The sequence below is a fragment of the Flavobacterium sp. CYK-55 genome (assembly GCF_018413465.1).
Lineage (GTDB): Bacteria > Bacteroidota > Bacteroidia > Flavobacteriales > Flavobacteriaceae > Flavobacterium.
The window spans coordinates 296,968-312,724 of the sequence record NZ_JAHCDK010000003.1; the positions used below are offsets into that span (position 1 = coordinate 296,968).

The window sequence follows — 15,757 nt, forward strand, 5'->3', positions numbered from 1 at the left end:
ATACAAAACGATTGTATACAATTTACTTAAAGTGTGAGCGCGCCGAGAATTTCTTCAGACATAAATGGTCCGCCGGGATAAGTTGCCGTGTAATCAAGATTGAGCCAAATTTGTCCGCGTTCATCAATATGGTAATGAATGCGATTGCCTTTACTTTCTTCTTGAAAAAGAACTTTTTTAATCAAGAAATTGACGGTTTCTAAATCATTTTTGTTGCCGATAAGCATTTCCGGATAAATATGCCCACCGGTGTGAATAAGCCGCGGAGTTCCACCGATTGATTTGACACAAGCAGCCATCAGAATTGAATGATCATCGCAGTCACCAGAAAAATAACGCAACGATTCTGATGCTTTGGCAATATAATCTTTGCCTTTGGGATCGCTCACATAGTTCCAACGCGCGTTGATTTCTTTAAAAACGGCAAAACATTGAATGGTGGTTCGGTAATTAGAAAATCCGCGAATGTTTTTAAAATCTTTAGTCGTAGCCATAAGCGCAAAATCGCGAACCCGCGGATTCTCGAATTCAACGGCATTGATGATTTTGGCTTTATTCGGAAAAGGCAGCAGTTTAGAGATGATGACATCTTGCGGATTTGGACTATCGCTCATGGAATAAATCATGTATTGATAATCTTCAATGACGCTTTTAAAGCCGTATTTACCAGAGAAGCTTCCGAAAATAAGTGCGATTAAATACAAGCCGATACAAATAATAATGACGGTACGCATCAAGCGCAAGATGAGTTGGATAACCATCAAAATCGCAATAAACAGCAGAACTCTATCGAGTTGAAAATACCAGTTGGGGTCAACTAAATTCTGATGAAGTATGATAAATACCGGAATGGCAATCAGTACATTGAGTGCAAAAATAATCACATTATCCCAAGGCTTTCTGATTTGAAGCTTTTGCTTGAGTTTTTGTATTGACTGAACTGTACTTTTTATCATAATGACCTAACGGCCAACTACACAGAGGCGGTTATGTCTGCAAAAGTACCTTTTTTATCGATAAGCCCAAGTGCCCATAATTGATTTTGCACTTGGTTTAACACTTCAGGGTTTAAAGCTTTTTGAGACCATTCGGTACTTGATAACCATACACGAATGTCATCGACTTGTTGGTGGTACTTTTCAGCCAAAAGCACATCAATACCTGATTGCAATTTGAAGCTTTGGGTTTGCTCGTTGATGATTTCAAGCATTTGTGCAATCAGTGGTTGATTATGATGTAAGATTTCTTCGCGTACCGCTATGACAAAACAAGGCCACGGAGTAGGACAGTCGGCCAATCGTCTAAAAACACCTTGATCAACCAGTGGTTTGGTCATAAAATGCTCCCACATAAAATAATCGGCGGTGCCTTTGGTCAGAGCTTCAACCGCGCCGTCAATGGTATGTACCATTTCAAACGACAAATTTTGCGCTTCCCAACCTTGCTGCTCTGCATGTACACAAGCCATCAAGTGTGAGCCTGAGCCCATGCGTGAAATGGCAACTTTAGCACCGTTTAAATCTGAAAGTTGTTTAAATCTCGAAGCTGCTCCCACATGAATTCCCCAAAGCAGTGGTGAAGCTACATATTCTTGTACAATGCGTGACGGGTTGCCGGCTAAAATATCACGCACAATGCCTTCGGTGAGAATAATGGCAACATCTGCTGAGCCTTCGCGCAACATTTGACACATTTTTCCGGTGCCTTCAGGAACATCAGTCCATTGCAAATCAATTCCGGAAGCTGTAAACAAATCTTTATCAAGTGCTTGTTGCCACGGATAATTAAAATGCTCGGGAACGCCAACTACTTTAATGGTTTGCATAGGGTTGATTATTGCGCTTGATAATTTGATTGTAAAAACTGCCACCAGTTCCAGCGTATGCCATCATCGGCGGTATATTCATGCATGAACTCAAAACCGGCTTTGCGCAATATATGATTGGACGCGCCATTTTCGTGGTGCGTATAGGCGTTCATGTTTTGAATGTTCATTTGGTTAAAACCGTGATCTAGCCAAGCTTTTGTGGCTTCGGTAGCATAACCTTGGCCCCAATATTCTTCGGCCAAACGATAACCGTAATCATAGAAATTGGTGTTGCCGTTCTCGACGTGATCATCGATGTATTTGATGCCTGTCCAACCAATGAAGGTTCCGGTTTCTTTAAGAATCGTAGCATAACGTCCGATTTGATTGCGTTTGTATTGCTCGTGGATGTACTCAATAATTTTGATGGTTTCATCGATGGTTTGGGTAGGTTTTTTCCAGAGATAGGTATGCACATTCGGATTGTGATCCATAGCAAACATGGCCTCGGCATCAGACATTTCTAACGGACGCAAAAGCAAACGCTCGGTTTCAAGGGTAAACAAAGTTGGCTTCATATACACGAATCTAACTAGCCCTGATGGAAGCGGTTATCCTTGGGCGGGCGGGGTTCGCCGACCAAGATAAAAGCGGACAGCAGGATTGGCTTCAAAAAAATATTATTGTTGTGCTAATTTATCAAGTGTGTAAGCGATGAGTTGATCAACAGCTTTGTACGGATCTTGGCTAAAAGTTCCGTTGGCACGATTGGCGATAATAGCATTCAAAGACAGACAGTTATGTCCGAGCAATTTACCCAATCCATAAATAGCAGCGGTCTCCATTTCAAGGTTGGTGATGCGCTGATTTTGGGTTTGAAAATTGTCCATTTTGCCATTGAGTTGTTGGTCTTGAATGTCTAATCTGAGCACTCGACCTTGTGGACCATAAAAACCTCCAGCGGTGGCTGTAATACCTTTGTGCATTTGATCGCTTTCAATGATTTTCTCGAGTTTTTCACTACAAGCTATTACATAAGGACGGCCTTTTTTATTGTCCCATTGGGTATGTGCGATGAAAGCATCTTCAATGGCTTGATCTGAAATGGTGTCAATTAAATAGGAACGCAACATATTGTCGAGTCCGAGTCCGTATTTTGACATCACAAAACCATCCACAGGAATATCAGCTTGCAAAGAACCTGAAGTTCCGATGCGGATAATGTTTAAAGCCGTTAATTGCTCTTTGGGTTGACGCGTTTGTAAATCGATATTGACCAAGGCGTCGAGTTCGTTCATGACGATGTCAATATTATCAGGGCCAATTCCGGTTGACATCACGGTCATGCGTTTGCCTTTGTAGGTTCCGGTTTGGGTTTTGAATTCGCGTTTTTGGGTTGAAAATTCAATGTTGTCAAAAAACTGAGTGATTTTTTCAACGCGGTTTTGATCGCCGACAAAAATAATGTCGTGCGCAATGTGTTCTGGTTTGAGGTTCAAATGGTAGACGCTTCCGTCTGGATTGAGTATGAGTTCTGAAGATTGTATCATTTCTTTTTTTGAATTGCTGAGCAACTGAAATTCTTTGCTGCTGCGTTTGTTTAAATTTTAAGGCGGCTAATTTACGGCTTATTTTGGTATTTATCCGCCAACACGTTTGACTTTAAATCCAATTTCTTGTAAGATTTTCATGATTTTGTCGCGGTAGTCGCCTTGCAGGATAATGGCGTCGTCTTTAATAGTTCCGCCCACGCCGAGTTTTGTTTTGAGCAGCTTGGCGAGTTTTTTGAAATCATCGGCATGACCGGTGTAACCTTCAATGATGGTGGTGGGTTTTCCGTTGCGCTTTTCATATTTGCAAATCATCGGGTCTTTTTGAACCCATAGCGTGTCATCAACTTCAGTGATTTTAGGCTCTGTGTGATGTTGCGGCTCGTGATCGGGGAAAAGCTTTTTGAGTTGGTCTTGTAAATCCATTTTCAATAAAAATAAATTCCAAATCCCGGGTGAGCGGAATTTGGAATTTGGGTTATTAGGAAATAAAGGGTTATTTTTTCAAGCCTAATTCTACGAGTCTTTCATCGAGGAATTCTCCTGCGGTAATATCGTCGTATAATTTTGGATTGTTAGCATCGATACAATTCTCAAGACAGTTGAGTTTCATATCACTTACCGGATGCATGAAAAACGGAATCGAGAAACGCGATGTTCCCCACAATTCTCTTGGTGGATTCACTACTTGGTGAATGGTTGATTTGAGTCTGTTGTTGGTATGTCTTGACAACATATCACCGACGTTGATGACCAATTCATCTGGCTGAGCCATAGCATCAATCCATTGTCCGTCGTGGTTTTGTACTTGAAGGCCTTTTCCTTGTGCACCCATCAATAAAGTAATCAAATTGATGTCGCCGTGGGCAGCTGCGCGAACAGCTCCATCTTTGGGTTCATCAGTAATAGGCGGGTAGTGGATAGGTCTTAGAATACTGTTTCCGTCTTTAATATAATTATCAAAATAAAACTCGTCTAATCCTAAAAACAAAGCCAAAGCTCTGAGCACATAAACACCCGTTTTTTCGAGCATTTGATAAGCCTCGCGACCCACTTCATTGAATTTTGGCAACTCGTTAACCGTAACATTGTCCGGATATTCACCGGCGTATTTTGAACCTTCAGACACGTATTGTCCAAAATGCCAGAATTCTTTTAAATCTCCGGCTGAACGACCTTTGGCGTGTTCTTTACCAAAAGAAACATAACCGCGTTGGCCACCGATTCCGGGTATTTCATATTTTGATTTAACCTCTAACGGAAGATTGAAAAAGTTTCTAACTTCACTATAAAGTTCGTCTACAAGTTGGTCATCGAGAAAATGACCTTTTAATGCTACGAAGCCAATATCTTCGTATGCTTTTCCGATTTCATTTACAAATTTTTGTTTACGTACCGGGTCACCCGATAGGAAATCACGCAAGTCCACACTTGGAATGTTTTGCATACTAAAATTTTTTTGTTAATAACTAAAAGTTTGTAAACCCTTGTCAACACAAATGTAAATAATAAAATTAAAACGAAATTTTAAAAGTTATTAACAATTCAAAAAAACGCAGCATTTCAAGGTGAAGCTGTTATTTTTTTATACTTTTGGTCCCATATATAAAATTCACCCAATCTTTTATAATGAATTTCGAAAGAAGACAACTCACAGACGAACAGCTTATAGACCTCTATAAGAGATTGCTTAAACCTCGTCTTATTGAAGAAAAAATGCTCATCCTGATTCGTCAGGGAAAAGTTTCTAAATGGTTTTCGGGAATCGGGCAAGAAGCTATTTCAGTAGGAATCACTGCTGTTCTAGAACCAGACGAATACATATTACCCATGCACCGAAACTTAGGCGTTTTTACCGGACGAAATATTCCTTTACATCGCTTATTCTCGCAATGGCAAGGAAAAGCCAACGGATTTACCAAAGGTCGCGACAGAAGTTTTCACTTCGGAACCCAAGAATACAAGATTATTGGTATGATTTCGCACCTAGGCCCGCAGCTTGGAGTAGCTGACGGAATTGCCTTGGCCAATAAACTCAAAAAGAACGGAAAAGTAACGGCTGTTTTTACCGGCGAAGGTGCCACCAGCGAAGGTGATTTTCACGAAGCATTAAACATTGCCTCTGTTTGGGATTTACCTGTAATTTTTGTGATTGAAAACAATGGTTACGGATTATCTACACCAACCAATGAGCAATATCGCTGTGAAAACTTGGCAGACAAAGGTATTGGCTACGGAATGGAAAGCCACATTATTGACGGAAACAATATTCTAGAAGTTTATGAAGAACTTACTGAAATTGTTGCCTCCATGCGCACCAACCCAAGGCCGGTTCTTATTGAATTTAAAACGTTCAGAATGCGCGGACACGAAGAGGCGAGCGGCACTAAATATGTACCGAAAGAACTCATGGATTTGTGGGCTGAGAAAGATCCGATTGAAACTTATAAGCGATATCTGATCAAACAAAGCATTATATCTGAATCACAAGATGAAGCTTGGAGAGAAGAAATCAAGAAAGAAATTGACGAACATTGGCTGATGGCCAACACTGAACCAGAGATTGTTCCTACTTATGAAGGTGAATTAAACGACGTATACAAACCTTATGATTTTGAAGAAGTTAATCCTTCAAATGATGAAACTGAAAACATCCGTTTGATTGATGCCATTTCACAAGGATTGAAGCAATCGTTAGAACGTCATCCTGAGTTGGTGATTATGGGTCAAGACATTGCTGAATATGGCGGAGCTTTTAAAATTACTGATGGGTTTGTCAAAGAATTCGGCAAGCATCGCATCATCAATACTCCGATATGCGAAAGCGCAGTGGTTTCGGCCGGAATGGGCTTATCCATCAATGGTTACAAAGCGATTGTTGAAATGCAATTTGCTGATTTTGTATCGACCGGATTTAATCCCATCGTTAATTACTTGGCTAAAGTACACTACCGTTGGCAAGAAAAAGCTGATGTTGTAGTGCGTATGCCTTGTGGTGGCGGAACACAAGCTGGACCGTTTCACTCACAAACCAATGAAGCTTGGTTTACCAAAACACCCGGATTAAAAGTGGTTTATCCTGCTTTTCCGTATGATGCCAAAGGTTTGTTAGCTACTGCCATCAATGACCCGAATCCGGTGTTGTTTTTTGAGCACAAAATGTTATATCGCAGCATTTATCAAGATGTTCCGAAAGATTATTACACACTTCCGTTTGGGCAAGCCGCTGTGTTGCGCGAAGGAAAAGACATCACCGTTATTGCTTTTGGCGCCTCAGTTCATTGGGCTATGGAAACGCTAGATAAATACCCTGATGTTTCAGCTGATTTGATTGATTTAAGAACGCTACAACCGCTTGATAAAGAAACCATTTACGCATCCGTCAAGAAAACAAACAAAGCCATCATCTTACAAGAAGACACGCTTTTTGGTGGAATTGCCAGCGATATTTGCTCAATGATTATGGAAGATTGTTTCGAGTATTTAGATGGCCCGGTAAAACGTGTGGCGAGTTTAGACAGTCCGATTCCGTTTACCAAAGCACTTGAAGACCAGTTCTTACCCAAAGAACGATTCGAAGATGCCTTACTAAAACTGATTAAATACTAAGAAAGACTTATAATTATGCAAAAGAGCAGTTTAATAAAGCTGCTCTTTTTTTATTAATTTAAATTCAAAAATTACTGAGTTTACAAACTTTCAGTTAGTCAATATTTGCTATATTTACGGCTTATTTATTGAAAAATATTGCTTGCAATGACGCATCAGTTTAAAAATCTGTTTGTTTTGTTTATACTTCTGGCTTCAGTGTCCGGATTTGCTCAAAATCTAATAACCAACGGTGACTTCGAAAGCGGAGGTGTTGGAACCGGATTCCAGACCAATTACTTTTTAGTTAGCTCAAACAGTGGCCCAAGAAATTATGCCATAGTTAGTGACCCTTCGACTATTAACAGCAACTTTAGTAATGCTTGTACTGATCATTCATCAACTGGAAATAAAATGATGGTTGTTGACGGAGCTACTTCGGGTGCTAATAGTGATAAAATATGGGAAGCTTTAACTTCAACCGGTGGTGGAGGCGGCATACCTGTAATTAGCGGAACGACCTATACTTTTAGTTATTGGATTCAATCAATTTCAAACACCAACACTGTTGCAAATTCTGCAAACATTCAAGTAAAAATTAATAATGTCGATATTTCACCAACTACAGGGAGTAGTATTTGCCCAGTCACACTGTGTGGATGGACTCAAGTAACTTACACATGGGTAGCCACTTCAGGTTTTGCTCAGATTTGGTTGTTTGACAGACAAACTTCAAGTGCAGGTAATGATTTTGCATTAGACGATATATCGCTTACTGCAGCTCCATCTCCTTTATCTTTGACTTATTCAATTACCAATCCAACTTGCCCAACCAATACAAACGCAACTTTGTTTGGTTACGGAATAGGAGGAACACCGCCATATACCAACTATGCTTTAAGCGGTCCGGTGAATATTCCAACAAGCGCCAACGGACAATTTACCGGATTGGCACCAGGAACGTATAGTATTACCGTTACCGACAGCAACGGCGGAACACAAACCCAAAACGGTATTGCTATACCCAATGCACCCGATATGAATTTATCGGCTACCCAAACTACTATTTGTGCCGGAGGCAGCACAACTATTACTGCTAGTGGCGGAATGACTACCTACAACTGGAGCTCTGATATAGCCGACCCAACCATGGCTGCTACAGGTTCGCCACAAACTGTAAGCCCAACACAAACTACAACATACACAGTAACAAGTACTTCGGTTCGTTCTGAAAATTTAATTTATAACGGAGATTTTTTCTTAGGCAATGTGGGCTTTACATCTGACTACACTTATTATGCAACCAATACCGCACTAGTGCAAAAAGCATATGGCGTTGTAGCTAATTCAAACACGTGGGAAAGTGCATTTGCCAGTTGTTCAGAACACACCGGTTCTGCAGGTAGTAAGATGCTCGTAGTTGATGGCTCAACATCAAATGCAGGCAATGATGCGTTTTGGTGTCAGACAATTCCCGTGACTCCGGGGCAAAACTACACACTGACATATTATCTACAAGCATTGGCTACACCAGCAAATGCTAGTATTCAGGTAAAAATTAACGGAGTAGTGGTAGGTACAAATGCCAGTACCTCAGGAACTACTTGCACTTGGACACAACCCTCAATTAATTGGAATTCTGGTGCCAACAACACTGCAAGAATATGTTTTTACGATTTAACTACAACTGCTGCCGGTAATGATTTTGCAATTGATGATATTACCTTTTCAAGAACAAACAGCTGTAATTTATCTAAAACTATTACTATAACAGTAACCAATTCTCTGGTACTTAATATTGTTAATCCACCAGCCGTTTGCGCTCCAGGTTCGGTTGATATTACTTCGCCCACAGTAATTGGCGCAGGGAGCACTACAGGAACAACATTTACCTATTGGACCAATGCAGCCGGAACCAATGCCATGACGTTAGCTGCTGCTCAAAACATTACTACTTCAGGAACCTATTATATCAAAAGCACACTAGGCGGCTGCTCAGTCATTAAACCTGTAACGGTTACTATTACTACAGGTTCAGTACCTCCGCCAACAGTTACTTCTCCGATTTATTTTTGTAATGGATCAACTGCAACACCACTTACTGCTACAGCTTTAGCCGGAGCAACTTTGAATTGGTACGGAACCAATGCAACAGGAGGAACAGCCTCATCAACTGCGCCAATTCCATCAACAGCGGTTGACGGTGCAACAACATATTATGTTAGTCAAACGGTTGGAACCTGTGAAAGTCCAAGAATTGCAATAGTTGTAAGAATCAATTCAATAAGCGGAACGATAAATATCTTTTGTGGGGCCACAACAACACCAAATGCAGTTTTGTTTGATTGGAACAATATTGGTAACCGCCCTGATCTTTATAATTATTCATACACCATCAATGGAGGTCCCGCAGTTACCGGAAGTACAACTTTATCTTCTTTAGAAGTTACGGGCGTTTTGCCCGGTCAAAGTTGTACCTTAACACTTATATCAGCCATAGGCTATCCCTGCGTAACTTTTCCGGTAGTAAACACTTGCTCTAATTGCGTGGCAACAACAAACCCAACCTTTACACTTCCATCCAGTATATGTAGCGACATAATGCCACCACCTGCTTTACCAACAACTTCAGATAATGGAATTGTTGGCACATGGAACCCTGCCACCATCAACAACACTGTAAATACAACTTATACATTTACACCCAACTACACTATTACACCTTGTGCCAATACTTATACCAAAACAATAAATGTAGCCAACCCACCAAGTGCAGGCTCTTTGAGTGGTAACCAAACCATCTGTGTGGGCACAACAACAAATTTTGTTCCTACAGTTACCGGTGGAACATGGTCTTCAGCCAATGCAGCAATAGCAACTGTCAATTCAACAACCGGATTAATAACAGGCGTTAGTAGCGGAACAGTTAATATCAATTATACTGTGGCCGGAACCGGTGGTTGTTCATCTGTTACAGCTTCAAGATCAATAACTGTAACAAATCCTGCAATCGCAGGAACTTTAAGCGGAAATCAGAATATCTGTGTCAGCAATACAACTACTTTTATCCCAACCGTTACCGGCGGAACTTGGTCATCCTCGAATACTGCTGTTGCAACTGTAAATAATTTAGGAGTAATTACCGGTGTTTCTGCAGGAAATTCTACAATTACATATACCATTGCCGGTACCGGAGGCTGTCCAAATGCAACTGTTACTAGAACTGTTTCGGTTTCGGCAATTCCTAGTGCAGGAACTTTAAGTGGAACGCAAAGCATATGTATTGGGCTTTCGAGTAATTTTTCGTCAACCGTAACCGGCGGAACCTGGTCATCAAACAACACCGCAGTAGCAACTGTCAACGCTTCTGGAGTGGTTATCGGAGTAACTGCAGGTACAGCCATCATTACCTATACCGTAGCAGGAGTCAACGGTTGCGCCAACGGAACAGCAACTCGAAATGTTATTGTGTCAGCTAATCCTAGTCCGGGAATTTTATCTGGCAACCAAACCATTTGCCAGGGAACAATTACAACTTTCACATCAAGTGTTACTGGTGGAACTTGGTCATCTTCAAATCCGGCCGTAGCAACCATTGATGCCAATACCGGAGTGATTGGAGCAGTATCAGCGGGTTTTGTTACTATGACGTATACAGTAACCGGAACCGGAGGTTGTAGCAGTGTTTCAGCTACACGCACTTTAACCGTAAATCCGAATATAGTTCCAACCTTTAATATCATCAACAGTGTTTGTCAGGGAGGGACGATACCGCCATTTCCAACTACATCTCTGAACGGTATTACAGGAACTTGGGATTTAGCGCCAAACAATATGAGTACAACCACTTACACATTTACACCAACCGCTGGTCAATGTGCCGTGATTGCACAACATACCATAACCATTGATATTCCTGTAACTCCGTTGTTTGATTTGGTGCAACCTGTGTGTTTGGGAGCAACCCCGCCGGTTTTACCAACATCTTCGAATAATACACCACCCATTACCGGAACTTGGTCGCCAGCAACGGTTAGCACAGCAACAGTTGGTCAGACAATTTACACATTCAATCCTGACCCTGGTCAATGTGTTGTAACAACTGCTCCAACTAGATTAATTGTTGATGTCAAAAGCATTGATACTCCTGATTTTCCACCATTAAGCCCAATATGTGAAGGCGATATTGCTCCGGTTTTAGGAAACACTTCACCCAACGGAATCACAGGAACTTGGTCACCGGCTACAGTAAGTAATACTGTGGATCAAAGCTATACATTTACACCAACACCCGGGTTATGTGCCTATACGCAAACCTTGAGTATGACACTTATTCGAAAAATAAATCCGGATTTTGCAGCCATCCCGGCGTTTTGTAAAGACACACCGGCTCCTGCTTTGAGTACCGTTTCTCCGAATGGAATTACAGGAACTTGGCAACCTTCAACAACTATTGACAATACGGTGAGTGGCGATTTTGATTATGTCTTTACACCTGATGGAACGCAGTGTGCCAACCCACAAACCTTGACCGTAACTATTACTGAACCAACCGTTCCGGATTTTAGTGATTTTGGCGTTTGTGTCGGGTCAACACCACCGCTGTTAAGTCCTATTTCTAACAACGGAATTACCGGAACTTGGAATCCAGCAATAGTTGATAATATTTTGAGCGGAAGTTATGAGTTTACACCTGATGCTGGTCAATGCGCTACCAATAAATTTATTAATGTAACCATCAATCAATACACTTTAAATTCAATCGAAGGTTTTGTAACCAATTATTTTGAAGAAAACCAAATTGTCACCATTTTGGCTACAGATGCAGGAAATTATTTATATCAATTGGATTACGGACCATTGCAAGAAGAAAATGTGTTTCAGAATGTAAGCCCCGGAATTCATACTATCAAAGTAATTGATGCCAACGGATGCTCAAGCCCGATATCTGATGAAATTTTGGTGGTAAATTACCCTAAATTCTTCACGCCTAATGATGACAATTACAACGACACCTGGAACATTGATGGTTTGAGTGACCAAGATGGATGTTTGATTTCAATCTTTGACAGATATGGCAAACTACTCAAACAAATCAGTCCAAAAGGAAAAGGTTGGGACGGAACTTATAATGGTGAACGAATGCCGGGAACTGATTATTGGTTTACGGTTGAATATACCGAAAAAGGCGCTAGAAAAACCTTTAAATCACATTTTTCACTCAAGAGATAATACAAAAAGCTTCCCAAAACAGGAAGCTTTTTTTATAGGTTAAAGCAAAAAATTAATTAAGCTGGTATTGCACCGAAATCTTCGTTTTCAACAATTTTGAAATCGGACAATTGGCCTCGGCGTCTTTGACCAATTCCTCAAACTTAGCTGAATCAATTCCGTCTACTTGCGCAGTTAAATTTAAGTTTGAAGCGACAATGCTGCCATCTTCAAAAACAATTTCGCAATCAGTTTTGAGCTCAGTTGCCGTAAATCCGGCCGCTTGCAAATTAAAAGCCAATTTCATCGAGAAACAGCCTGCATGAGCTGCGCCAATGAGTTCTTCAGGGTTGGTTCCAACACCGCTTTCAAATCGAGAACCAAATGAATACTGAGTTTGATTAAGTACTGTACTTTGTGTTGTTAAATGTCCTTTGCCGTCTTTTCCTGAGCCATTCCAAACAGCGGTTGCTTTGCGTTTCATAGTTTGATTGTTTTAAGGATGATTAATATTTCCCGCTCAGCAGCTCGCCACCCATAGTTGATTTGGCTTCAATACCCAGTTTTTTCATCATTTCATACGTAGTACAAACGGCCGCTGATGTAACCGGAATCCCGCATTCTGCCTGCATCAAATCAATAGCTTCGAGCGATGGCATTTGCACACAAGCCGAAGCCACCAAAACATCCACATCGGTCAAATCAAGTTGTTTGTAAATATGGAGCAAATTAAGCGGATTCTGCGCCGCCACTTCTAAATTATCCGGAATCTCCAACGCAATGCTCTCTTTGACTTTGATACCTTGGTGTTCAATATAATCAACCACCTTATCGGTCAACGGTCGCATATACGGTGTAATAATTGAAATCTGTTTCGCACCCAAAACCTTTAAACCATTAATCAGCGCACCGGCCGACGTCACAATCGGAGTAGGGAAGCCGTTGGCCATCGTTTCTTGGTGCAAGTTTACTTCAGACACACAATGATAACCGCGTCCCATACTCATAATCGCTACCAAGCACGCATAACCCATCACATCAACCTGCGCATCCGAGAGTTCTGTGGCGCATTTCAAACTCATGGCATCCATGGCCGCAAGCTCTTCTTGGGTTACTTTTTTCATGCGCATTCTGCTGCTGTGAAACGTAAATCGCTCGGGCAAAATCGTCTCGCGCGCTCTAAAAATAGCAGGAATTTCGGTTTCCATCGTTACGTTTGACGACGGTACAATTTGACCAATTCTATATTTTTTCATGTAATTCTATTTTATTTTTTTGGGGCGAGCCGGCGGTTGCAAGCCTGTTTTTCTTATTCATGTTATGGTCCGCCGTCGGGCTATTCGCGGTGCGCGGCACCTTGCTGCTATCCCTCTCGCAACTCGTACTAACTTGAAACAATAGATTTGGTTGCAATCATAAGATATACCTCAAGTCCACCGGACTTGCTCCTTTTATTTCACCCGAGGCTTTAGCCGAACTGAGCGAAGCTAAATCTAACGCGAAACATTTGAATTCTAAATTTCTTTTACAGTATTAATGATTGTTCCAATTTTTTCAACAGTCGCTTCAACCACGTCTCCGTCGTATAACCATTCTTGCGGATTATGTCCGGCGCCAACGCCAGAAGGTGTTCCGGTAGCAATAATATCACCGGGCTCAATGGTAAACACTGTGCTTAAATCTTCTATCAAATCAGTAATATTAAACAACATGAATTTCGTGTTGGCATTTTGTTTTTCAACGCCGTTTACTTTTAAACTCAAATTCAAATTGTGCGGATCAGCAATTTCATCTCTCGTTACCAAATACGGACCCATCGGAGCAAAGGTGTCTTGCCCTTTAGATACAATCCATTGGCCTTCACGACGGCAATCGCGCGCAGAAATATCATTGATCACCGTGTAACCAAAAACATAATCCATGGCCTCGGTTTTCGGAACATATTTACCGGTTTTGCCAATAATCACGGCCAATTCCACTTCCCAATCCAACTGAGCGGTCAGCTTTGTATTCTTGATGATTTGTGTATTTGTAGCCGTAACTGTGGTAGGCGGTTTTGAAAAAATAATCGGCTTTTGCGGAAGCTTTCCGGTCGTGTCTAAAGTTCTCGCGCTTTCGGCTACATGTTCCGTATAATTCAAACCAATACCAATAATGTTTTTACGCGGACGCTGAATCGGAGCGAGCAATGTTACTTCAGAAAGCGGCAGACCAATTTTGGCAATGTATTCCTGAGGTGTATCGGCCAGTAAATCGTTGATTTCATCAATCACTTCAATGCCCATATCAATCAAATCGAGCATATCATCGGGCAACGGAAAATTGACAACATCGCCAAAATCTTCCATATCAATCACTAAATCATTCCATAAAAAACCCAATCGCGGCGCTTGGTCGTTGTGGGTGTAGGTGAGTAATTTCATTTTTGTTCTTTTTTTATTTTTTTAAACCTACAAGGTTTTGAAAACCTCGCAGGTTGTTTTGAAAATTATACTTTATTGATGTCCATTATTCTCTGTATAAACGCGGCTTTGAAACAAGCCCAAACCTTCAATTACCGGCAAATCATTAAAATGAAACAAACAAGCATCTTCGGTTTCAGAAGCATTGTGGTGTTCATGCCAAGCCCACGAAGGAACACAAAAAATATCGCGCTCTTTCCAGTCGAATCGCTGACCATTGATGATTGAGTAACCGCTTCCTTTGGCGCATTGATACACAAATGAACCGGTGTGTTTGTGTGCTTTTCCTTTAAAACCGGCCGGCAACAATTGCATTGAGGCGCTCATGGTTTGCATCACATGGCCACCGGTAAGCGGATTGGCATAACGCATATGAATGCCGTCAAAAGCATCTGGCTCATTGACTTTTTGGGCTTCGAGCAAAGCCGGATAAACTTTACTCCATGAAAATTTAAACAAAGGCGAATACGGTTTATCCCAAGTTACATCAGCCGGAATGAGTCCGTTGCCGCTGTAGGTCAAAGGCGAAAAATTCACCGGATAATCGAGTGGTTGCTTTCCGTCAAAAACCGCATAATCGTTGGCCTCTAAGGCATTCACGAGCGGGATATCTAAACCGTCTTGCCAAATACAAGTTTGACCATCGGCTTCTACACCGTGTTCGTGCCATGTTGAGTTGGGTGTAATCACAAAATCATTGACTTCGAGCATAATTTTGTTTCCGTCCACCACCGTATAACCTTTGCTGCCTTCCATAATAAAGCGTAAGGCAGAGGCTTTGTGGCGGTGTGCCGATGTAGATTCACCCGGGCGCGTCACCTGAATTCCGGTATATAACCAGCCCACAGCTGCTGAAACATCTTTGCGTTGGTCATTGACCAAATACACTACACGACGTCCGGCTTGTTCAGGCGTAACGAGTTCGCTCGATTTCAGGACTAAATCGCGCAGGTCTTGATAACGCCAAAGCATCGCCACCGAATTTGATTTGGGTTCCCAAGGTTCAATATCGTTGGCCACCGTCCAAAGTGCGCCGGCACCGAGCGATGCGAGTTCTTTATAATAAGCTTCAAGCTCAGGGGTATCTTGCACGCGAGCGCGGCCGTATACATCGTCTGAATATTGATTTTCTTCCATGA

At 41.6% G+C, this 15,757-nt stretch carries 12 protein-coding genes; 2 read left to right on the forward strand and 10 right to left on the reverse strand.

Annotated elements, in window-relative coordinates; all coding sequences use genetic code 11:
- Positions 1-26: 26 nt before the first annotated feature.
- The 6 genes from KIH23_RS05925 to KIH23_RS05950 all read right to left on the reverse strand — a co-directional run bounded on the left by KIH23_RS05925 (position 27) and on the right by KIH23_RS05950 (position 4,804).
- Positions 27-956 (reverse strand): transglutaminase, encoded by a 930-nt coding sequence (locus KIH23_RS05925; RefSeq protein ID WP_213211974.1) that lies wholly within the window; start codon positions 954-956, stop codon positions 27-29.
- Positions 957-973: 17 nt separating this feature from the next.
- Positions 974-1,825, reverse strand: coding sequence for a substrate-binding domain-containing protein (locus KIH23_RS05930; RefSeq protein ID WP_213211976.1), 852 nt, complete (start codon positions 1,823-1,825; stop codon positions 974-976).
- Between the two features lie 8 nt (positions 1,826-1,833).
- On the reverse strand, positions 1,834-2,385 hold the full coding sequence (locus KIH23_RS05935) for a GNAT family N-acetyltransferase (RefSeq protein ID WP_213211977.1): 552 nt from the start codon (positions 2,383-2,385) through the stop codon (positions 1,834-1,836).
- Between the two features lie 102 nt (positions 2,386-2,487).
- Positions 2,488-3,357, reverse strand: a complete 870-nt coding sequence (locus KIH23_RS05940; RefSeq protein WP_213211979.1) for a nucleoside phosphorylase — start codon at positions 3,355-3,357, stop codon at positions 2,488-2,490.
- Positions 3,358-3,447: 90 nt separating this feature from the next.
- A complete protein-coding gene (locus KIH23_RS05945; protein WP_213211981.1) occupies positions 3,448-3,783 on the reverse strand; it encodes a translation initiation factor in 336 nt (111 codons plus the stop codon).
- A 70-nt stretch (positions 3,784-3,853) separates the two neighbouring features.
- Positions 3,854-4,804 (reverse strand): isopenicillin N synthase family dioxygenase, encoded by a 951-nt coding sequence (locus KIH23_RS05950; RefSeq protein WP_213211983.1) that lies wholly within the window; start codon positions 4,802-4,804, stop codon positions 3,854-3,856.
- Positions 4,805-4,986: 182 nt separating this feature from the next.
- Here KIH23_RS05950 and KIH23_RS05955 point away from each other — a divergent pair, with 182 nt between their 5' ends.
- Both KIH23_RS05955 and KIH23_RS05960 read left to right on the forward strand, forming a co-directional pair.
- Positions 4,987-6,966, forward strand: coding sequence for a thiamine pyrophosphate-dependent enzyme (locus KIH23_RS05955; protein ID WP_213211985.1), 1,980 nt, complete (start codon positions 4,987-4,989; stop codon positions 6,964-6,966).
- Positions 6,967-7,113: 147 nt separating this feature from the next.
- Positions 7,114-12,177 carry a T9SS type B sorting domain-containing protein gene (locus tag KIH23_RS05960; RefSeq protein WP_213211987.1) on the forward strand — a complete coding sequence of 1,688 codons (5,064 nt, stop codon included), beginning with the start codon at positions 7,114-7,116 and terminating at the stop codon, positions 12,175-12,177.
- Positions 12,178-12,229: 52 nt separating this feature from the next.
- Here KIH23_RS05960 and KIH23_RS05965 read toward each other — a convergent pair whose 3' ends face one another.
- The 4 genes from KIH23_RS05965 to KIH23_RS05980 form a co-directional block, all read right to left on the reverse strand.
- Entirely contained in the window at positions 12,230-12,640 is a 411-nt protein-coding gene (locus KIH23_RS05965) for an OsmC family protein (RefSeq protein ID WP_213211989.1), read from the reverse strand.
- 22 nt (positions 12,641-12,662) lie between these two features.
- Positions 12,663-13,412, reverse strand: coding sequence for an Asp/Glu racemase (locus KIH23_RS05970; protein WP_317197024.1), 750 nt, complete (start codon positions 13,410-13,412; stop codon positions 12,663-12,665).
- Positions 13,413-13,670: 258 nt separating this feature from the next.
- A complete protein-coding gene (locus KIH23_RS05975) occupies positions 13,671-14,579 on the reverse strand; it encodes a fumarylacetoacetate hydrolase family protein (RefSeq protein WP_213211992.1) in 909 nt (302 codons plus the stop codon).
- A 72-nt stretch (positions 14,580-14,651) separates the two neighbouring features.
- On the reverse strand, positions 14,652-15,755 hold the full coding sequence (locus KIH23_RS05980; RefSeq protein ID WP_213211994.1) for a cupin domain-containing protein: 1,104 nt from the start codon (positions 15,753-15,755) through the stop codon (positions 14,652-14,654).
- Positions 15,756-15,757: the final 2 nt, after the last annotated feature.

Coding starts and splice junctions, on each gene's coding strand:
- KIH23_RS05925 (WP_213211974.1), bottom strand. CDS start 956: ATGATAAAAAGTACAGTTCAGTCAATACAAAAACTCAAGCAAAAGCTT.
- KIH23_RS05930 (WP_213211976.1), bottom strand. CDS start 1,825: ATGCAAACCATTAAAGTAGTTGGCGTTCCCGAGCATTTTAATTATCCG.
- KIH23_RS05935 (WP_213211977.1), bottom strand. CDS start 2,385: ATGAAGCCAACTTTGTTTACCCTTGAAACCGAGCGTTTGCTTTTGCGT.
- KIH23_RS05940 (WP_213211979.1), bottom strand. CDS start 3,357: ATGATACAATCTTCAGAACTCATACTCAATCCAGACGGAAGCGTCTAC.
- KIH23_RS05945 (WP_213211981.1), bottom strand. CDS start 3,783: ATGGATTTACAAGACCAACTCAAAAAGCTTTTCCCCGATCACGAGCCG.
- KIH23_RS05950 (WP_213211983.1), bottom strand. CDS start 4,804: ATGCAAAACATTCCAAGTGTGGACTTGCGTGATTTCCTATCGGGTGAC.
- KIH23_RS05955 (WP_213211985.1), top strand. CDS start 4,987: ATGAATTTCGAAAGAAGACAACTCACAGACGAACAGCTTATAGACCTC.
- KIH23_RS05960 (WP_213211987.1), top strand. CDS start 7,114: ATGACGCATCAGTTTAAAAATCTGTTTGTTTTGTTTATACTTCTGGCT.
- KIH23_RS05965 (WP_213211989.1), bottom strand. CDS start 12,640: ATGAAACGCAAAGCAACCGCTGTTTGGAATGGCTCAGGAAAAGACGGC.
- KIH23_RS05970 (WP_317197024.1), bottom strand. CDS start 13,412: ATGAAAAAATATAGAATTGGTCAAATTGTACCGTCGTCAAACGTAACG.
- KIH23_RS05975 (WP_213211992.1), bottom strand. CDS start 14,579: ATGAAATTACTCACCTACACCCACAACGACCAAGCGCCGCGATTGGGT.
- KIH23_RS05980 (WP_213211994.1), bottom strand. CDS start 15,755: ATGGAAGAAAATCAATATTCAGACGATGTATACGGCCGCGCTCGCGTG.